Here is a 21190-nt window from a genome sequence, read left to right on the forward strand (position 1 = left end):
TTACAAAATTGGTTCTCTGCTTATTTCACTTCTTCAAACTCAACATCCTGAGTTGAATCACCATTGTTATCAGCCTGAGGTTGTGCTTGTTGTGCCTGACCTTCAGATTGTGCTTTATACATTTCTTCTGAAGCGTTTTTCCAAGCTTCATTGATTTTATCTAAAGCAGGTGTGATAGCAGCAATCTCTTTTGTTTCATAAGCTGCTTTCAACTCATTTAAAGCTGCTTCAATCGCTGCTTTATTACCTTCAGATAATTTATCACCAAACTCAGTCAATTGCTTTTCAGTTTGGAAAATCATACTGTCAGCCTCGTTTAATTTAGAAGCTTTTTCCATAGCAATTTTATCAGCTTCAGCATTTAATTCAGCTTCTTTTTTCATTTTTTCGATTTCTTCCGGAGTCAATCCTGAAGAAGCTTCGATACGGATATCATGTGATTTTCCAGTTCCTTTATCAACTGCAGTTACATGAATGATACCATTTGCGTCGATATCAAAGATAACTTCAATTTGAGGTACACCTCTTGGTGCAGGCGGAATTCCGTCCAGGTGGAAACGTCCGATGGTCTTGTTGTCACCTGCCATTGGTCTTTCACCTTGCAGCACGTGGATTTCAACCGAAGGCTGGTTATCTACAGCAGTAGAGAAAACCTGTGATTTTTTTGTTGGGATTGTTGTGTTAGACTCGATTAATTTAGTCATTACACTTCCCATAGTTTCAATACCTAATGAAAGCGGTGTAACATCCAATAACAATACATCTTTCACATCTCCCGTTAATACACCACCTTGAATTGCAGCACCAATAGCTACAACTTCGTCAGGATTAACTCCTTTTGATGGTTTTTTACCAAAGAATTTTTCTACTTGCTCCTGAATTACAGGGATACGTGTAGAACCACCAACTAAGATTACTTCATCAATATCTGAAGTTGACAAACCAGCATCTTTTAACGCTTTAGCAACCGGATCCATTGAACGTTTTACCAAAGTATCTGCCAATTGTTCAAATTTAGCACGGGTCAACGTTTGCACTAAGTGCTTAGGTCCTGTAGCAGTAGCCGTGATATACGGTAAGTTGATTTCAGTTTGAGTTGATGAAGACAATTCAATTTTAGCTTTTTCAGCAGCTTCTTTCAAACGTTGTAAAGCCATTGGATCCTTACGCAAATCTAAACCTTCTGCACTTTGGAATTCATTTGCCAGCCAATCGATAATTACCTGGTCAAAATCATCACCTCCTAAGTGTGTATCACCATTTGTAGACAATACCTCAAATACTCCGTCACCTAATTCCAGGATAGAGATATCAAAAGTACCACCACCTAAGTCATAAACAGCAATTTTTTTATCATGCGCTGCTTTATCCAATCCGTAAGCTAATGCTGCCGCTGTAGGCTCATTAATAATACGCATTACTTTAAGACCTGCAATTTCACCGGCTTCTTTAGTCGCCTGGCGCTGTGCATCGTTAAAATAAGCCGGTACCGTAATAACCGCTTCCGTTACTGCATGACCTAAATAGTCTTCAGCAGTTTTTTTCATTTTTTGAAGTGTCATTGCAGACAATTCCTGTGGTGTGTACAAACGTCCGTCGATATCCACACGAGGTGTATCGTTGTCACCTTTTACCACTTTGTAAGCAACAGTTGATGCTTCTTTAGCACTTTCTGTATACTTATTACCCATAAAACGCTTAATTGAAGCAATAGTTTTAGTTGGGTTAGTCACTGCCTGACGCTTTGCAGCATCTCCTACTTTAATTTCTCCACCTTCTACGAAAGCAATCACAGATGGTGTCGTTCTTCTACCTTCTGCATTAGCTATTACTACAGGTTCTCCACCTTCCATAACAGCCACACAAGAGTTAGTTGTTCCTAAATCGATTCCAATAATTTTACTCATAATATTATTCTCCTTTTTGTTCATTTTTTGATTACTCCTCTACGAGTGAGCAGTGTTATTCACACGGTTTGCAAAATTACAAGGATTATGCCAAGGAGAATTTCAGTATAAATTGTCAGTTTATATGGAATTCTATATGACAAAATGACAAGAAAAAATTAGTTTACATAAAAAAAGCCACCCTTCAGGGTGGCTTAAAAAACTTATAATTTATTAAAAGCAGATGAACTAGTCTAAGTTGAAGTATTCTTCATCAGACATTTGTCCGGATTGAATTCTTCTTAACTCTTCCATGTGTGACATGATATAGTTATGAGTAGCTTCTGATATTCCTTCCGGTTTAGCTAAACGGTAAGTTCCTGCCAAAACTCCATCATAATAATAGAAGAAATTATAATCAAATTGTGTAGCTGTCAATTTTGCATTAGCTGGATCAGCTAACAAGAAACCTAAACGAACTGCAGAACGACGTTGTGGTGGCGTTCCATGGTGACCAGAACTAGTAGTGTTATAATCTCCAATAGCGGCAGCAAATTCATAGGCAGTTGCGATAGACGAGAACGTAGATTTTCCATATCCTCTTCTTAAATAATATCCAGCCATACCATCAGCTTCTAATTCGTTTGGTCTAGCTGTAGATTCCTTTTTAGATGGCAACCCAAAAGCATATTGCAATTGGTGACCATATTCATGAGCTAAAATCATTACATTAATTAAGTTTGAAGCATCTTTGGATTTCGCATCTCTAAAAATACCTTCACCATAATAAATTCTTCCAGTACTATATGAAATCGCATTGTAAGTTGAACTCCAATTGGTTCCGTTTTGAACAAATCTAAATGTAGGTGCTGCTACAGAGCTACCTCTCCAAAAAGTTTTGATTGCTGTGTTTTGATTTGTCATTAAAGTAACATCTGAAGATGTACCTGCTCCTGAAGATAAAGTGGTAGATAAAACCGCTGTTGATGGCCAATAAGAATCAACATAGCTACATTCTGTTTCAATACCTTTTCCTTGTTCAATAATTGTTGCATCAGGTGCTGATGTCTCATTGTCCTTTGAACATGAAACCATAGCTCCAAATGCAGCTAATCCTAGCACCAAAGTACTAATTTTTGTTTTTTTCATAATTTGTTGGGTTAAATTGTTTAATGAAGTGCCAAATTTATAAAGTTTAAACTTACAAAAAATCACAAAAAATCACAGTTAAGTGAAGAATAACAATACAGTGTATTTCATCTATAAAACACTTCATCTAAACGGGAATGAAATCAGGAAAAGTTATAAACACAACAAATTATGCTCATTTTTTTCCATTTAAAACAACATCAGGCCATTCCATCTCATGACACTAAAAAAAAAAAAAAACAGCCACTTCTTGAAACAAAAAACAGTTGCAGAATTTCGTCTGCAACTGTTTTATTAAATAATATTCCGTAAACGGATTTACGATTTTTTATTAAAATCCCCGGCGTAAATAAAAGTTGCTTTATCTAATGATATGTACTTTTTAATTACATTATTTATTTGCTCAGGTGTTAATTGTTCAACTTTTGCTTCCAAAGCATCATAATTTTCCAATGGGGTTCCGAAATTAAGTTTGTCATTGATAATATTTATAAGATAATTATCAACTCCAAGAGCTATTTTCCTGTCATTCTTCCAACTTACAATAGCTGCTTTCAACTCAGCCGCAGTGAATCCATTTGTAGTGATTACTTTTTTAATTTCATCTGTCATGGCATCCTCAACTTTTGCCAATTTTGTTGGATTGAAAAAGGCATAGAATGCTAAAAACGCTACATCATTATCTGTTGGAATTGTCATGTACGATCCTGCTCCATATGAAATCCCTTCTTTTTCTCTTAAACGAACCGGTATTCTAGACGTCATAAAACCACCACTTCCAAGCATTTCATTAGCAATAACCATTGCTGGATAATCAGGATTATCAACATTCATTTTAAATGAAATTTTTGATGCAACAGCCGCATTTTCTTTGTCCGGCGTGATAATTTTATCGTTTGTTTTAGGCGTTTCAAAATAAACCGGTTGTACTTTTTCATAGGCTACTTTTGAGTTCCAGTTTCCAAAAGTTTTAGTTACAAGATTTGAAATCTCAGAGTCATTTAAGTTTCCAACAACGGTACCATGTCCATTGTTTGAACCCAAAAAGTTTTTATGAAAATCAACCAATTGCTCTTTTTTTATAGCGCTTAAAGAAGCCATTTTTTCATCCGGAGCTGCTTTATAATAAATATGCTCTTTTGAATATTTCTTTGATCTTCTGTCAGCTTCGTCAAAAGCAATAAACTGAGGATCATTTTTAAATGCTTCAAGGTTCGTTTTTTCTTCAGTAATTAACTTTGTAATTTCTGATTCAGGGAAAACAGAATTGGTTAATAAATCCTGAAGCAATTCAAAAGTTGGTGTCACAAACTCCTCATAAGTAGAAACACGTACAGTTAAGGCCTGACCCTGAAAAGAGAATGAAATATCAGCTTTCATTTTGTCCAAAGCATCCTGTATCTGTTCTTTGGTTTTAGTTGTTGTACCAGATTTCAGCATTTTACCAACAATATATGCAATATCCGATTTGTTAGCTAAATCTTTCTCATTTCCAACAGGGAATTTAAAATTGGCAACAACCTTCTTTCCTTTAATTGGCTTTTTCAATACGGCATACTTCAAACCGTTTGATAATTTATATTCGATTAAATTATTCTTGATATTAGCAATTGAAGTCTCAAATTCCTGTGTATCTTCTACTGTAGCTTTTCCTTTGTAGGCTTGCGTCAGAGCAACAATATTGTTATCCGAAATTTCAACCGGTTTTACTCTTTCCTCATCTTTTGAAGGAATAAAAACTCCATAAGTACGGTTGTTTGTCAGGAAATATTTTTTTGCCGCTGCATTTACATCTTCCAAAGTAAGTTTTTCGATTGCGTCTCTATATAAAAAATTCAATCTATAATCCCCTGCACCTACAATTTCAGTAAGTGAAATTACAAAGTTGATGGTATTGTTCTTTGTATTCTCAATAGATTTTAAAAGTTTTGATTTGGCTCTGTCAACATCTGCCTGTGTAAATGTTTTGTTTTTGATGTTGTCCAATTCAGTTAAAAATATCTTTTTAGCATCTTCAAGACTTTTATCTTTAGGAACTGTAACATTGAATAACACATAACTTGCATCTCTTACATTAGGCTGATATGCATACATACTTGACGCTTTTTGTGTTTCAACCAAAGCTTTATACAAATAACCGGAAGGATCAGCAGTTAGGATTTCTGTAAGCGCATCGATTACAGCAAAATCCTTATGAGAATACGGAGCAGTATGATAAAGTGCCTGAATCGACTGAACATCGCCGCTTCGTTTTAGTTCAACATAACGTTCACCGTCCTGAGCAGGTTCAACTGTATAGGTTTTTTCTAATACACGTGTTGGCTTTTTAATAGTTGCAAAATACTTACCAATGTATTCCAACGCTTTATTAGAATCAAACTTTCCACCTATTATTAATGTGGCATTATCAGGCTGATAATATTTTTCATAAAAAACACGTAACGTTTTAGCTTTAACTCTTTCAATATCTTCTTTAGAGCCAATGGTGCTGTTCCCGTAATTGTGCCATAAAAATGCAGTAGAAGCCAATCGTTCAGACAAAACTCCCTCAGGGTAGTTTTCGCCGATTTCAAATTCGTTTCTTACTACCGAAAATTCTTTATCCAAATCTTCCTGCAAAATGGTAGCGTTGATCATTCTGTCAGCTTCCATTTCAAGACTCCATCTTAAATTTTCATCTGATGAAGGAAAAACTTCATAATAATTTGTTCTGTCATACCAGGTTGTCCCGTTTGCATTTCCTCCTTTTGAAGACAGCATTTTTTTAATATCCCCTAATTTTTTGGTACTTTTAAACAGCATGTGTTCCAGTAAGTGCGCCATTCCTTTTTCCCCATAGCCTTCATGACGTGAACCTACATTATACACAATGTTTACAACCATATTACTTTGGCTGGCATCAGGTATTAAAAGCACTTTCATGCCGTTTTTTAAACCGTATTCTTTAATTCCTTCAATAGAATTGACTAAAACCGGTTTTTCAATAACAGCAGCGGCTTTTTTTTGTGCCACTGCCTGCATCCCTATTAACAGGATTGAAACTAAAAGTTGTTTGTTCATTTGTAAAAATTTTCTTTGTAAATATAAAGTTAGTTTTTTAAGAATTAAACTCAATTTGCATCATTATTGATTTTCCTTAACAAAATCCGTTCATTAAAAACAATAATCGCCACCAAAATCAAAAAATATGCTATTAACTGAGGTACATTTATTTCTTCATTAAAATAGAATAATGCCAGTAAAAAGTTGATTAACGGATTTGTGTACATCAAAACCCCTACAGTGGCAGAGTTAACCCCTTTGAGGGCAAAAAGATTCAAAAACAATGGAATGATTGTAAAAAGAACCACAATTAAAGTCATTAATATCCAGAATAAAGAAGCTGTTGGGGTTGCCTCTTTATAAAATGGGTAAAAAGGCAGTAAAACCAAAGAGGCTATGGATAATTGAACCGTTAAAACCACAAACCGGTCAAACTGGTTATTCTTTCTCTGACTTATAAGATATAAAGCAAAGGTTGTTGCAATTACAAGTGAATACATTAGATCTTTCACATGTCCATAAGACAAAATAGAGCAACTGAATATAAATAAACCCACTGCTGTCCACTGCCATTTGGTCAAGTGCTCTTTTAAAATAAAATAAGCTAAAACTGTTGTGATAATAGGACAGATTAAATAAGCAAAAGAAGCTGACTGAATACTTATATGATTGACACAATACATGAATAAGAACCAATTGATTACCAATAAAAATCCACCCAGTATGGTTAAAAATATTGTTTTCCTCTTTTCCTGCTTTTCAAAAGTCCTGAAGAAAGCAACATCCTTTTTCAGTTTTTCTTTTCTGAAAAACAAATTGATAATCAATAATAGAACCGTGGCATAAAAAACACGGTAAAATAAAATATCCAAAGAGGCGTAATCGTGCAGCGGTTTTAAAGCCAGACTAAAAAATCCCCATATAAAGAATGCAGTAAATGCAGATAAAAAATATTTGTTAAAAGCCATTATTTTAAATAGTTTATGAAAAGTTCGGGGTTATTTATTTTTTCCAGATTCAAGTTTCCTTCTTTGTCATAAGCATTCCATGGAGCATTGGCAAAAAAACAGAAAGAATCATCAACAACTACACCTAAAGTTGGTTCGTTAAATTCGGGGCGGTTATGATCATGAAGTTTGAAGTCTAAAGTTTCTTTATTTTTATCTAAATAAATCTGAACAATCCGGATAGGTTTAACTCCGTTTTGTATTGCAATTAATGAATTATTATAAAACTGCAAACCATCAACACCTTTTAATGTTGCTTCAATTGGATAAGCAAGCCAGCTTCTTTTATCTGGATTATCAACATCAATTTTCAATATCCCTTTTAAATAATCGGCTATATAAATAGTTTTTTGATCATCATCTATTGTTATTCCCTGCAAATTAAAAGCTTCACTCTTTAGATTTAACCAAGGAATAAGTTTACCATTCCCGACTTTATGAATGGTAGGCTCACCACTATCGGACACATAAATACTGCCCGATTTTGCAATCAAAATATCTCCCAAAACATGGTTCCCTTCAATTGAAATCCGCTGCAGAATTTTTTTAGTTTTGATATCTATTTGTAAAACTTCCGACTTCCCTTGAAATGAAGAATTATATCCTTCCATCTCCGGCATAGCTGATGTTGCAACCCAAAGTGTTTTTTCTTTTGCATCAGCTTTCAAGGCCAGAACAGCCAACAAAGAATTATCAGTAAACCAATCGGAACATTTACCTGTTTCAGCATCAAAAGTGACAATCTTTCTTTTATGGATACTTGCAGCCAACCAGGTTTTTGTATTCTGCAAAAAAGTTAAGCCTTCCGGATGTAAATCTTTTTCAGACAGACTAACAACTTTTCTCGATGTATTAAGTGGTTTATCCAATCTGGATTTTAAATACAATAATGATTCATACTTAGGATTTTGCTTTAAACTTTCTAAATCCTTTTCAGTTTCAAAAGAAATAGTATTATTAATAAGCAAGCACCTTTCCAGTACTTCAAAAGCTTTATCAGATTGATTATTCAAAGCGTATGCACAGGCTAAATTGTATGTAAAAGCAGGATGTGACGGTCTTATACTGTCTAATTTTTGTGTCAGTTTTAAAAAAGTACCATAATCCTTCTCCTGATACGCTTTAGTACTTTGATTGTAGATTTCTTTTGTGGATTGCGCTACTACAGAAAAAGTTATTAGATAAAATAAGAAGTAATATTTTTTCATATTAATACAAAATCAGGATAAAAGTACTTAATTCCTTTTATCCTGATTTAGATATTAATATTTATTTAAGATTTTCTTAATGACTGCCTTCAGTTTCAATAGCATCAACATCGATATTCTGTTTTTTCAGGATTCCTTTAACCAAAACTGCAAATAATGTCAGATATGCAAAACAAACCACACCAACAACATATGATTGGTGAATTCCGATGATATCCGAAATTTTTCCTTGAATAGGCGGAATAATTCCTCCTCCCAGAATCATCATGATCAAAAATGCAGATCCTTGCGATGTATATTTTCCTAAACCAATAATCGATAAACTAAAAATCGCCGGCCACATGATACTACAAGCCAGACCGCCAGCTAGAAATGCATAAATTGCAACTGTCCCTGTCGAAAACAATCCAACTATCATTGCACTTAGACCAAAAAGACCAAATATCATTAAGGTACGTGCCGGTTTGTCTTTTGATAAAAACATCGCACCAATTTGAATCAATACACACAAAACGTAGTAATACAAAGGTGTCATGTCTTTTCCGGACAAAATGTTCACTCCAAGAATTATCCCAAAAGCAATAAGAGGTACAATTATTAATGCCAACGTTTTCTGACTGTCTTTTAAATGAAAAACACTAATGGCTCCTGCCCAACGGCCAATCATCAAACTACCCCAGTACATAGAAATATATGGTGCAATATCTGAGGATTGTAATCCTCCAAATTCAGGTAATTTTAAAAGCTCTCCTAAATTACTTCCTATAGCAACCTCAACACCTACATAAACAAAGATTGCCAGCATCCCCAAAACTAATTGCGGATACTGCATAGCTCCCCAGCCTTCAGAGTTCTTTTTGGCAGATGAATATGAGAAGAAAATACCACCTAACACGACAGCTAAAGCACCAAACAGCCAATTCATTCTGTAGCTGTTCAAATCCAATAACTGTTCAGGGGAAAAATTGGCAACATCTGTTTGATATGATTTGAAAATAGGTGTAAAACAAGCTGCAAGCAGTATTGTCATAACTATCAAAGTTGTTAAAGCTTTGTTTGCTTTTTCCATAGGTTCATCAGAAATACCTGATGGTACTTTTTTAGAAAAATAAAACATGGCCGCAGAACCTATGAATAACAATCCAACGCAAACGTATAGAAAGATAACTTTACTTAATTCAAGATGTTTGATTTGATCATCTGAAACCGATGCAGTCGTACCAAATAATGCTAAAGCTACTATAATAGGACCAATTGTTGTTCCAAAAGAGTTAATACCGCCACCAAGATTTACACGGCTGGCACCAGTTTTAGGATCACCTAACAGGATTGCAAATGGATTTGCGGCTGTCTGCTGCAATGAAAAGCCTAATGCCACTATAAATAAACCAACCAACATTCCTTCATAAACACCGGCTTCTACAGCTACAATCATAGCTCCCGCTCCTAATGCAGAAAAAAGCAATCCATAAACAATACTTTTCTTATGCCCCCATGTTCCTACAATATCTTTACCTCTGGAGTTGCCCATGGCAAAAAGTAAAAGTGCACCTATATAATAAGCGGTATAAAATGCAAAATCGATAAGCTGCGACTGAAATTGGTCTAAAGAAAAGAAATTTTTACAAAACGGAATAAAAATACTGTTTCCAGCAGCAATAAAACCCCAGAAAAAAAACACTGTTACCAATGTATAAAGTGCAGGGTAATTTGTTTTTGTTATTTTTGAATTCATAGATAATTTGGTTAGTTGCCAAATATAATAATAACTTTGATTAAAATTTTAAAATCGTATTTTTGTTTAAAATTATATTGTATGAAACACTTTTGGACTGCCTTAATAAGCTTATTGATTCTAACTTCTTGTGATGATGGAGATATTATCGAAGATACTTTCAATTTCACAAATGCTACCGTTCAAAAATGTAGTTCAACAAATGTTTTATATAAAATAAATGATAAAGAGGCACTGGTTTTTTCTACTCCGGAAAGCAGTTTCCCAAATGAAGAAGGTACTCAAAACCTGACTGTCAACTCATCAAATTCTGTAGTTTATAAAAAATTCAGCGCTGCAACCAATGCTTCCAATATATGTGACACTCCTACCCTGACAGTTACAGAAGAATGGAACGTTACAGGAGGAACCATCGAAATTATTACTACTAAAATCCCTGATACGAACGACCCAAATAAAACAGTAGGTTACAATCATAAAATCACTTTTAAAAACATCACTTTCAATGCTCCCGGAAAAGAAATTGTTTATGACAGTTATGAATTCGGCAGTTACAGAACTGATGTAGTTGACTTAAAATTTGATTATACTGCCGCCGTGATGCAGGACTGTGCCGGCAACAATCTGATTTTTAAATACAACAACAACAATGCTTTATTATTAGACATTGATCCAACGCTATATCAGCATCAGACTGTAGGAACCAAAACAGCATTAATCGGGGCTGTAAACAAAGTGACTTACAGAGTTTACAACGGCAATTTGAACAGCAGTTATTTCTGTCAGGCTATTCCACCATCATCACCAACATTAACCGAGGAATGGGTGGCACAGGATGGCGTAACTGGTGTAAGTGGAATAATTGTGGTGGAAACTGAACAGCAAACAACTACAACTTACCGCCATGTAATTAAATTAAGAAAGACAACATTCAAAAAAGGAGTTTTAACATACAGTCCTGCTCCTGAAGGTGATTATACTTTTGGAGAAATCATCAATTAATCATAAGAAGTTTTTCTGGTTGATATACACTTCGGTAGCGCCAAAACCATATTTCTGAAAGCTTGCTTCCTGAAAGCTGATATTATCATATCGGTTTAATAAGAAATCAAGTTCTGCCTTAAGTACTCCCTCACCTACACCGTGAATGAGCACTACTTTTTGGATACGGTTTCTAATGGCAAAATCAATCTGGCGTTTGGCAGTTTCTGTCTGGATATTCAAAATATCATAATTATTCATGCCTTTTGCATTGGATACCAGCTTTTCAATATGCAGGTCAACTTCTAAAACCATTTCATCTTTGCGTGATTTTTTTTCCTTTACAAAACTTCTTGGTTTAGGAGTTTCTTTTTCTTTTTTTATGGCAGAAAAATTGGCCTTTGAAAAATCCAATTCCGTTGAAGGTTCAATCAATATCAACTCTTTTTCAGAAAAAACCAATTCAAAACCATCTTCGGTTTCAACAGTCACCTGATTATTTGAAACTTTCAAAACGATTCCGTTAATATTATCGTCCAAGACTGATACTTTATCTCCTTTAGCAAACATTACACATAATTTTCTGCAAAAATAATAAACTTTAAAGGTTTAATTTTATTAACCTTATATTTTGTAATATTGACAAAACTCAAATTAGATGGAAGACTATTTAATTCCCTGCATAAGTAAAACACTGTTTGGTGTTGAGTGTTTGGGCTGCGGTGCTCAAAGAGCCCTCTTATTAATTTTCCAGGGTAGATTTATCGATGCGTTTAAAATGTTTCCCGCAATTTACACAGCCATTCTCTTTTTCATAATTGCAGGCGTTTATTTTATTTCTAAAAACAAAAATCAGCTGTCACTATTAAAATTCTTTGGCATTTTAAATCTTGTCATAATGATCATATCATTTACCTGCAGACATATATAAAAAAGGCCTGACCAAAGCCAGACCTTATTATTATAATATATCGGATTATTAAATACCTGCAACTGCCATTATTCCTCCGAATAAAGCCAACAATATCCCCAAAGCATATATAGACAAAACAACCAAAGCTGTAACCCCTAAAAATTTATGATGGGATTTTAATTTTTCAAATGCATTTTGCAGCACTTCTGAATCATTACTATCAATAGCTTTCCTGGTATGCTCAGCATATTTGTATAAATAAAAAATCGGGAAAAAATAAATTACTGCAAAAACTAAATAAATCAGAGAAAAAAAAGCTCCGGGAATTGGTAAAGTTCCAGTATTAGGTAATGATGAAAAAAGTGTCCCCATAAACAACCCCATAACAACCATAAGCCCTATACCTACAAAACCCACAATAGCTAAAAACTTAGACCATTTTGCACTTTCTTTTAAAAATTCCTTAGCAGAATTTGTCAATACTAAGTATGTTTCTTTATTTTCCATTATTTTTATTTTTTGTTTTTTTCAGAAAAGTAAAAAATTATTCTTTTCCATCAACGTAATCCTGCAGATATTTGAATTTTTCGGTCAGTTGTCCGTTTTCACAGATAGTGGCTCTTGCCAAGATACCATCGGCATCATTATTATAAAATGCAGGTATAACATTTTTCAAGAACATTTCGCCAAAACCTTCACTTGCATCTTTAGGCAATTCACAAGGCAAATTATCAACAGCCATTACCGCTATCGCTCTTGGATCTTCAAAATGAATTTCTCTGTGTTCGCCAGGTAAATAGCCATAAATAGGTTCTGCAATAGTTGAAGCTCTTAGTGTACAAGCCACTGGCCCGTCAACATCACAGGAAATATCAGCAACAACCTTTATTTTATTGTCAGGAGCTTTCAGCATTTCTTTTGTTAAGATATAAGGTGAACCATTCCCAAAGAAATGTCCGGCCATAAAAATATCTGTCACTTTAGTGAAACGCTCAAAATCCGAAATATACTCCTGAGGGTTTTTATAAAAATCACTGTTATCTAAAACCTGACCATCTTTACGTTTATTGTAATCTAAAACATCAATTTGAGTATAAACTGGTTTATCATACGTTTTAGTCAAATAATCTTCCACACTTACTTGCTTAATTTTCATCGCATCAAGCATTTCTTTAGCCCCCATACCTACTTTTCCATGTCCGGTCAGAACAATCTTTATTGGAGGCAATACCAAACGACGCAAACGTTCAATTAATTGAGCCTGGTCTTTTAACGTCTCTGCTTTAGCTAAATTGAATAAATCATACTTTAATCCAAAAGCGCGGATCCCGTTATAAGCACCCACAATTCCTGCATAACGGCCAAAACCAATCAAGCGTCTGCCTTTTGCATCCACAATGGTTTCATGATCAATCAATCGGATGTTTTTTTCCAGACAGGCCACTAACAATTTACGGTTATAAGGCTGTTTTTTAATAGTATGCGAAAAAAAGAAATACGTTTTATCTGGAATTAATGCGTCAACAGGAACTTCTTTCACTCCTATTAAAACATCGCAATCATTCAAATCAGTATCTATTTCAATGCCCAAATCAGCATATTCCTCATCTTTAAATACTCTAATATCTGATGATTCTACTTCAAAGTTTGCCTGCGGATAAATTTCTCTAACTCGTAAAAGTTCTTCCGGTGTAAAAACCACTCTCCTGTCTGGCGGGGTTTTTCTTTCTTTAATAATTCCGAATTTCATTTAACAAAAAGGTTTGATTGGTTGGAAATAATAACTATTCCTCTTAAAATTGTTGCAAATATAACCTATAATCTGCATATGACAAGTTGAAAAAAACACATTTTTGAAGTTTCAATATTTTTGTTTCTTTATATTTGTGACCCAATTATCACCCACATGACATTACAAAAATTCACAAAATATATAATTATTATAGGAGCATCAAGCTTCTTCTTTTCGTGTTCCGAAAAAAAAGAGATAAAAAAGAGTAAAGAAGAACATAAAGTAGGTAAAATATATGCCATGCAGCCTTATGGTGAAAATTTACCCGAAATAGCTTCTGCAAAAAAGCAAATGGTTCAAGACAGTATGGACTATTTATATAAAAAAGAGTTTTTCAGCAACGATTATTCCGGAGCTGTACTGGTAGCGCAAAACGGTAAAATTCTTTATGAGCGTTACAGCGGCATGAGCAATTTTGAGAAAAAGGAACCTGTTAATGCAGACACTCCCCTCCACATAGCTTCTGTAAGTAAAGTTTTAACAGCTTCGGCAGTACTTTTAATGATTGATTCCAAACAATTAAATTTAGATGCAAAAGTAAAAACACTGTTACCGGAATTTCCGTATGAAGATATCACCATAAGAATGCTGCTAAATCACCGCAGCGGTTTGCGTAATTACAGCTATTTTATTGAAGACAAAGGAGCCTGGGACAGACATAATACACTTCATAATTCTGATATAATCTCTATACTGAACAATGCTAAAATCCAATTAGAATTTAAACCAGATACCCGTTTTAGCTATTGTAATACCAATTATGCCATTTTAGCATTGATTATAGAGAAAATCACAAAATTGGATTATCGTACAGCGATGAAAAAATTAATTTTTGAGCCTCTTGACATGAAAAACACCTATGTTTTTGACATAACCAAACATGCTGACACGGCAAGTAATTCCTACAAAGGAAATTACATCAAATATCCTCTAAATCATTTGGACGATATCTATGGCGATAAAAACATTTATTCTACAGCAAGAGATTTATTAAAGTTTGACTTAGCTACGTACAGCCCTACATTTTTAAACAAAAAACTATTAAAAGAAGTATACAAAGGCTATAGTTATGAAGCAAGAGGAAAAAGAAATTATGGTTTAGGTATTAGGCTTTTAGAATGGGAAGATGATAAAAAAATGTTTTATCACAACGGCTGGTGGCATGGCAATACCTCAGCATATATTACGCTAAGAAAAGAAAAAGCTACTTTAATTGCACTTTCCAACAAATACACTAGAAAAGCCTATTATTTAAAACTGGCAACCGGATTATTTGGAGATTATCCTTTCCATATTAGAAAAAAAGGAGACAATTTAATGGAATAAAGTAAATTTTGGTATAGGATTTGCGATTTAATTTAATAATTTTGTGAAAAATTACTGGGGTCGACTGGTTTTGACAGCGAGTGGAATTGACTGGTAAGCATGCCGAGCCAAGTATGGTAGGCTCGTAAATATCTGCTATATAAACTTTAAACGGCGAAAATACTTACGCTTTAGCTGCTTAATCCGAATTATAGTACGATTTGCCTGGTTCCCACAAGGTGGGAAAGCTAGATTCTCCTCAAAAGCCTTGGTTTATGGCGGTTGGTTTAGGAGAACCGTAAAAGTAAACCTAGAAGAGGTAACGCTTTAAATCCTCTTTGACACTGATAAAGCTAAGCTGAGAGTGGTAGTTTTCAACCTTGCTTTCGGTCGAAAATTTAAGTGAAAACTAAGCATGTAGAAAGCCTTTTGATTGCTTGTTTGGACGAGAGTTCGATTCTCTCCGACTCCACTGAAACAATTTCATTTTGAAGCAAAAGCCTGTAAATCTTATGATTTACAGGCTTTTTTGTTTTTTCAATCCTTCAGATTATTCAAAAAATCGTTAATGGAAAGGTACAAAAATCGGTTACCCTAAAAAATTCAAAAACAGGGTAACCGAATTTCTTCCGAGTACCAGTAAACACAAGCAGTTCAAAGAATGAACATCTTGCAAAAAAATGCAAAACTGTTTAAACTGTTCAATACTAAAGGTTACCAAAATGAAAAAACAAAATCTTAATTCTATTTTATACTAAAAGTATGAAAGAGACAAAAAAAGGTTTACTTCCTATTTATTTAAGAATTACTGTTAATAGAAAACGAATTGAATTAAGCAACTCAAAATCCATTGAAAAAAAATAAATAGAATATTTCTATCCATAAAAAAGGGTAAACAAGATTAATTAAAGTTACCTTGACTTATTATGAAATAAAGTTTATGAAACGGAAAAAGACATGGTAAACAACTACTTTTAAATCAATTCTAAAACTTTCAAGAATAAATTTTAGCGTTTCATCAGACACCAATACTATATTGATGATATTCTTATAAAAAACAAGTTCCTCCTTTATAAAAAAAAAACAGTTTCTACTAATAATCAATCAGTTAAAAACATAGATTTTCAACATTCTCATTTTAGATTTTTATTCATTTAAAGAAAAATACTACAAAAAATATTTTCATTTTTGAAATAAAATTCTTACAATTGTAATGTATTTTTATAATCTGGTATATTATTTATTTAACCTTAATTTTTTTGACTATGATTTTTGAATTGATTTTTTTTGAAGTGTACAGCAGCTGATTTTTAATCAGCATTTCTTCTTAGCTGTACCAGTACGGATTTACCCGTACTAATTCCTTGGTTTATATTTTTTCTAAAGTGAATACATAAAGTATCACGAAGAAGGACAGTATATTTCTATTTATTAATTTTTAAATATTTTATTATGTCATTTAAAGCAAAATTAAACGTTGGCGGAAAAGAATTTAATGTATTGAATGTAAACTATGGTTTGTTTCAGGAAACTGACGCAACAGGACGTCCTTCTACCGTAACAAGAGGAGGTAAAATTGATGTAACTATTGAAGGTACAGGCACTACCGAATTATTCGAGTGGATGACCAACAGTTTTGAACGTAAAGACGGAAGCGTTAAATTTTTCAAGAGAGACAGTGACGCTACGTTAAAAGAATTAAAATTCACTGAAGGCTATTTGGTTAAACACAAAGAAAACTTCGACTCTACAGGTAAAACCCCATTAACTGAAACATTTACTATTTCAGCCAGAAAAATTGAAATGGGAACTGGAGTTTACGAAAACGAATGGGTGTAAAAAGTCTTTGAGGTCTTTGTACTAAAACATGATTTAGTACAAAGACTTTTATTTTTTAATTAAGAAATAAGTATGAGTGAAAAGATAGCCAAAGCAGCTGAGAAAATAGCCGGTGACGAAATTATTTTGGATAGTTATAAAGCTTTTTATCAAGGAAAAGGATATTTTTTAACGAAAAACAGTGCGTTGTTTGGAGCCAAGCGCAAACCCCCTAAATTTCCGGCTTCTTCAAATGATTTTGCCAAAAAATGGAATGACAGCAATTGGTTTGTTTCTGTACAACGAAAGTATCTGCTGTTATTGGCAGGATTAGAAGCTGATAGAAAAGTACGTGATTCTGACTACTCTAATTTAAAGAACGCTTATGATAAGTGGGATTCTGGCTATTATGTAGTTTTCTATGGCGCAGATGCAAAATGGTCGTGCAATTTATTTGTTGGCGAAGCATTATATATGGCCGGTTATGGTTCTATTATGTCGGGAGGAAAATACCTTTCGGCCAAACAGATATGGAACGGTGAAAAGCTAAAATCCGTCAAAAAAGGAGATGTGCAAAGAGGAGACATTGCAGCGTTCGGAGGGGTTCATGTTGAAATAGTGACCAATGTACGCAGAGGACAATGGTTTGAAGATGATGAATTTTGTTCCAGAGGAGCAGGAAGAGGAGCAACAGGAAATGGAGATGAAAGATGCGATGCCGATAACTGGTTTTCAGGAAGCAGAGAAATGAGTAATATTAATATTAAATTTTTCAGACCTTAAAAATGTTTAGGATTTCAATTTTAGTTCTATTGTTTTTTCTATCGTGCAAAGAAAAAACAGATAAAAAAAAACTTGTCTTTTTTACAGACATAACTTTTAAACAAAAAAAAGACTCTGTGTTTATAGATAGTCTTCCGCAAGTAAAGCAGCAGGGCTTTGTTCAGATGTATGACAACAATAATAATGAGTCATTTGAACAGGGTAAAATCAATAATGGGATTAAAGTAGGTTTATGGAAAAGTTACACCGAAATGCTTGATCAACCAATCCTGCATGAAGAGAAATTATACTCTCAGGATGGTGATATAAGAAACTTTAAGGCTTATGATTATGAAACAAAACAGATTGTAGAAGATAAAAATTACTTCTATGATGATTTACTTGGAATACAAAAAGAATTTTACCCTACGGGAAAACCTCACATAAGCTTTGAAACCGATAAAAAAGGAAAATATATCAATGATTTCACTGTCTTGTCAGAAAAAGGAGAAGAAATTTTCAAATCTCATTTAGGCAGTCAGGGTACCGGTTATATAAAATATTATGATAAAGACAATTTTCTTATTTGGGAGGGTTCTTTTAAAAACAAGAAAAAAGAAGGCTGGCATCATGAATATATAATGGATGGTGGAAAAAAAGCAGAGACAAAAAGTACATTATATCAAGACGACAAACCAATTAAAACAAAGAATGTATTACATACAACTAAAGTAAATTAAGTTACCGGGAACTTAATAAACAATACCTGAAGTTTTTGAAATAAAAAAATAATACAACGAAAACAACGTCTGGTATGCGTCAATACAAAACACCGGATTTTATTTTTCATTTGAAGACAAAAAAAACACTGATTTTTAATAAATAAAGTGACTATATAAAAAATTTATCAACTCAAAAAAAATACAAATATGTCCTTTTTAGCAAAATTAGAATTAGAAGACAAAACCTACAATGTATTGGAGTGCAAATACAGTTTCAGCCAGCAGATTGACAATACAGGTAAACCGCAAGGAATGCCCCAAGGCGGAGAAATCAGCATCAGAATTGAAAGTACCGGAAACCCGGAACTGCTTGGCTGGATGCTTGACCATAACAAAACAAAAGACGGCAAGATTATATTTTATCGGAGAGACGCCATGAGCAAGCTTCAGGTACTTACTTTTAAAAAAGCGTACTGCATCAACTTCGTGGAATATTTCAACTCCAGTAATAATGATCCTTTACAAATAGAATTTCAACTTATCGCCAAGACATTTGATGTAAACGGAGCTGCACACGAAAAGAAATGGAGATAGCAATTGGTGACTTCTAATTATAGTTAATAATAGCAGTTTGAGAATCAGATCATCACGAAATGCTGATTATAATGCTAAGGATATGTCTGTTCATTTTTTGTATTTGGTAAGAGGTATATTCCAAAAGAAAGTAAGATATAAGAAGATAATTAGAGTCTTTGCGGATAGAAATGAAATTATTATAAAATCAATTTTGAATAATTATTAAACCAAATCTCTTGAATTATGTCATTACAAGATACCAATCCTAAAAACCCGGTTAATGGAGATTTAGAAGGATTAAAACAGCAGGGAATAACTGCAGCCGAAAACAAAATTACAGGCATAGTTTCCGAAAAAGTAAACAACCCTGCTGTCAATAAGATAGCTGAAAATAAAGATACAGTCAAAAAAGCGGCTAAAAGCCTTTCATCTGATAAAAAACCTTTGAGCGATCCTTCTGTTGGAAAAGCCAATCAGCCCAGCGGTATTAAGGAGTATATGTCTAAAAAAACATTCAAAGACTTTCTTACTGAAAAAGATAGTCCGCTGGTGTATTGTACACTCACGATAGACAGGAAAGAATTTTTAGCCAAAAACAGTTATGTAGTCGAGCTTCATCAACTTACAAATGACCACGATACCTTCACTATAATTACACCAGACGATTCCTTGGATAGTTTTGAAGGCTATGTGATGGAAAATTCAAAAAAACTTCTTGGGAAAAACGTAACCATTAATTTTCACCGTTTTGGAGAAGTCAGCCAGTCTTTTACAGGAATTATTGCCAATATCCGAAACAAAAAAGACGAAGGCGGAGGTTACGGAAAACTCTATATCACAGGATATGCACCCAGTATTTTACTGGAAAATGGCAAAGACTGCCAAAGTTACGAGAACAAAACTTTAGACGCGATTATTGCTGAAGCTACCGCTGAATATCCTACGGAAGCCAAAATAAAAGCCGAACAGCTTAATACGCAATATCCCATTCCTTATACTGTACAGTATAAAGAGTCAGATTACCAGTTTATCAAGCGCCTGGCACACCGTTACGGAGAGTACTTTTATTATGACGGGAAAAATCTCGTATTCGGAAACAAGCTGCAGCCACAGATAAAGCTGGACGAAAATATAGATCTTATCGATATAGAATTTGAAATCATGATCAAACCGCAGGCTTTCAAATACATGGCATATGACAGTATTTCGGCAGAAGTAAAAGAAAAAGATTCTGATTCGGTAAAAGCCCAGTACAAAGAAAACGGTTTTCAAACGATAGCTGTAAATGCTTCCAAAGAAGTGTTCAAGAAAAAAGCAGAAATGCTGTTTAACGCCACCTCACAGCAAAATGTAGAGAGAGACCTGAAAGAAATGGTGCTTCGCCAAAAAGAAAGCCGGGAACATCTGATGCAGGTAAGAGGAAGAAGTCGTGATCCAAAATTAAAAATTGGAGGAAGAGCAGAAATCTCAGACATCAATGCTAAAGCCATGGAAACCTATCGTATTATAGAAATAAATCATTTTCATGACGGTAATGAATATTACAACGAATTTTTGGGCATCCCGGACATCTTTATCTCCCCTTTCTTCGATGAAGATGCATTCCCAACCTGCGAAGAGCAATCTGCTACCGTGATGGAGAACGACAATCCACAGGGAATGATTAAAGTACAATTCCCTTGGCAGAAAAAGAAAGGATTAACAACTCCCTGGCTGCGTGTGGTAACCCCTTATGCAGGAAAAGGCAAAGGAATGCACATCATTCCGGAAATTGGTGAGGAAGTAATTATCGGTTTTGATAACGGTAATGCCGAGAGACCTTTTGTCTTTGGCGCCATGTTTAACGGTAAAGCCAGTGCCGGTAAAGGAGGATCCGGCAATTATATTAAAGGATTACAGACAGCCAGCGGAAATAAACTCCACATGGATGATAATACAGGAAGTGTACACCTCACAGATAAAGGCAGTGTTGATTTGAAATTTGACGGCGCTGGAAATGCTACCGTCAATGCAGATACAAGCATCACATTTACCTGTGGCGGCGCAGAAATCAAAATGACAAAAGACGGTACTATTGTAATCAGCGGCGATGTAAAAGTAAAAATAGATACCAAAGAAGCTGAAATTACCGGAACTACATCTGTAAAAACCAACAGTGATTCACTTATTGAAGAGAAAGCTCCTAAAATAGGAATGAACGGACAAACAGAAGTAGCTATAGAATCCACGACTGTTAATGTTAACGGTGCTGCCATGACCAATGTAAAAGGGGGAATCGTAAATCTTAATTAAAA

At 34.2% G+C, this 21190-nt stretch carries 18 protein-coding genes and 1 other RNA gene; 10 read left to right on the forward strand and 9 right to left on the reverse strand.

Translation table 11 applies throughout. The features are described from left to right. Positions 1 to 20 precede the first annotated feature (20 nt). The 6 genes from dnaK to EZM65_RS08720 all read right to left on the reverse strand — a co-directional run bounded on the left by dnaK (position 21) and on the right by EZM65_RS08720 (position 10027). Positions 21 to 1907, reverse strand: a complete 1887-nt coding sequence (gene dnaK, locus EZM65_RS08695) for a molecular chaperone DnaK (protein WP_136668171.1) — start codon at positions 1905 to 1907, stop codon at positions 21 to 23. Positions 1908 to 2135: 228 nt separating this feature from the next. After that, complete coding sequence (locus EZM65_RS08700) at positions 2136 to 3035, reverse strand: metalloprotease (RefSeq protein WP_136668172.1); 900 nt, start codon at positions 3033 to 3035, stop codon at positions 2136 to 2138. A gap of 318 nt (positions 3036 to 3353) precedes the next feature. Then, positions 3354 to 6095, reverse strand: a complete 2742-nt coding sequence (locus tag EZM65_RS08705) for a pitrilysin family protein (protein ID WP_136668173.1) — start codon at positions 6093 to 6095, stop codon at positions 3354 to 3356. Between the two features lie 50 nt (positions 6096 to 6145). Further along, positions 6146 to 7045: an EamA family transporter gene (locus EZM65_RS08710; protein WP_136668174.1), complete on the reverse strand. Its 900-nt coding sequence runs from the start codon at positions 7043 to 7045 to the stop codon at positions 6146 to 6148. After that, the gene (locus tag EZM65_RS08715; RefSeq protein ID WP_136668175.1) at positions 7045 to 8292 is read right to left on the reverse strand and encodes a hypothetical protein; all 1248 of its coding nucleotides are present in this window, start codon (positions 8290 to 8292) and stop codon (positions 7045 to 7047) included. The genes EZM65_RS08710 and EZM65_RS08715 overlap by 1 nt, the downstream gene beginning before the upstream one ends. A 76-nt stretch (positions 8293 to 8368) precedes the next feature. Next, positions 8369 to 10027: a sugar MFS transporter gene (locus EZM65_RS08720; protein WP_136668176.1), complete on the reverse strand. Its 1659-nt coding sequence runs from the start codon at positions 10025 to 10027 to the stop codon at positions 8369 to 8371. A gap of 81 nt (positions 10028 to 10108) precedes the next feature. Between EZM65_RS08720 and EZM65_RS08725 the strand changes: the two genes are divergently transcribed. Further along, positions 10109 to 11029 carry a hypothetical protein gene (locus tag EZM65_RS08725; protein WP_136668177.1) on the forward strand — a complete coding sequence of 307 codons (921 nt, stop codon included), beginning with the start codon at positions 10109 to 10111 and terminating at the stop codon, positions 11027 to 11029. Here EZM65_RS08725 and EZM65_RS08730 read toward each other — a convergent pair whose 3' ends face one another. Then, positions 11030 to 11578, reverse strand: coding sequence for a Smr/MutS family protein (locus EZM65_RS08730; protein ID WP_136668178.1), 549 nt, complete (start codon positions 11576 to 11578; stop codon positions 11030 to 11032). Positions 11579 to 11666: 88 nt separating this feature from the next. Between EZM65_RS08730 and EZM65_RS08735 the strand changes: the two genes are divergently transcribed. Next, positions 11667 to 11939, forward strand: coding sequence for a DUF2752 domain-containing protein (locus EZM65_RS08735; protein WP_136668179.1), 273 nt, complete (start codon positions 11667 to 11669; stop codon positions 11937 to 11939). A 48-nt stretch (positions 11940 to 11987) separates the two neighbouring features. Here EZM65_RS08735 and EZM65_RS08740 read toward each other — a convergent pair whose 3' ends face one another. Together EZM65_RS08740 and EZM65_RS08745 are read right to left on the reverse strand one after the other, a co-directional pair. After that, positions 11988 to 12428, reverse strand: a complete 441-nt coding sequence (locus tag EZM65_RS08740) for a DUF5362 family protein (protein WP_248574847.1) — start codon at positions 12426 to 12428, stop codon at positions 11988 to 11990. 37 nt (positions 12429 to 12465) lie between these two features. After that, entirely contained in the window at positions 12466 to 13671 is a 1206-nt protein-coding gene (locus tag EZM65_RS08745) for an NAD(P)-dependent oxidoreductase (RefSeq protein WP_136668181.1), read from the reverse strand. Between the two features lie 156 nt (positions 13672 to 13827). On the opposite strand from EZM65_RS08745, the gene EZM65_RS08750 reads away from it, so the two are divergent. The 8 genes from EZM65_RS08750 (at position 13828) to EZM65_RS08780 (ending at position 21188) form a co-directional block, all read left to right on the forward strand. After that, positions 13828 to 15039 (forward strand): serine hydrolase, encoded by a 1212-nt coding sequence (locus tag EZM65_RS08750; RefSeq protein WP_136668182.1) that lies wholly within the window; start codon positions 13828 to 13830, stop codon positions 15037 to 15039. A 56-nt stretch (positions 15040 to 15095) separates the two neighbouring features. After that, positions 15096 to 15493: a transfer-messenger RNA gene (ssrA, locus tag EZM65_RS08755) on the forward strand. Between the two features lie 287 nt (positions 15494 to 15780). Then, positions 15781 to 15882: a hypothetical protein gene (locus tag EZM65_RS15855; RefSeq protein ID WP_371682997.1), complete on the forward strand. Its 102-nt coding sequence runs from the start codon at positions 15781 to 15783 to the stop codon at positions 15880 to 15882. A 588-nt stretch (positions 15883 to 16470) separates the two neighbouring features. Further along, positions 16471 to 16857, forward strand: a complete 387-nt coding sequence (gene tssD, locus EZM65_RS08760) for a type VI secretion system tube protein TssD (RefSeq protein WP_136668183.1) — start codon at positions 16471 to 16473, stop codon at positions 16855 to 16857. A 72-nt stretch (positions 16858 to 16929) separates the two neighbouring features. Continuing rightward, a complete protein-coding gene (locus EZM65_RS08765; protein WP_136668184.1) occupies positions 16930 to 17619 on the forward strand; it encodes a hypothetical protein in 690 nt (229 codons plus the stop codon). Between the two features lie 116 nt (positions 17620 to 17735). Beyond that, the gene (locus EZM65_RS08770) at positions 17736 to 18338 is read left to right on the forward strand and encodes a hypothetical protein (protein WP_136668185.1); all 603 of its coding nucleotides are present in this window, start codon (positions 17736 to 17738) and stop codon (positions 18336 to 18338) included. A gap of 189 nt (positions 18339 to 18527) precedes the next feature. Beyond that, the gene (gene tssD / locus EZM65_RS08775; RefSeq protein ID WP_136668186.1) at positions 18528 to 18914 is read left to right on the forward strand and encodes a type VI secretion system tube protein TssD; all 387 of its coding nucleotides are present in this window, start codon (positions 18528 to 18530) and stop codon (positions 18912 to 18914) included. A gap of 225 nt (positions 18915 to 19139) precedes the next feature. Continuing rightward, positions 19140 to 21188: a type VI secretion system Vgr family protein gene (locus EZM65_RS08780; RefSeq protein ID WP_136668187.1), complete on the forward strand. Its 2049-nt coding sequence runs from the start codon at positions 19140 to 19142 to the stop codon at positions 21186 to 21188. Positions 21189 to 21190: the final 2 nt, after the last annotated feature.

Source organism: Flavobacterium sp. H122 (genome assembly GCF_004959765.1).
Classification (GTDB): domain Bacteria; phylum Bacteroidota; class Bacteroidia; order Flavobacteriales; family Flavobacteriaceae; genus Flavobacterium.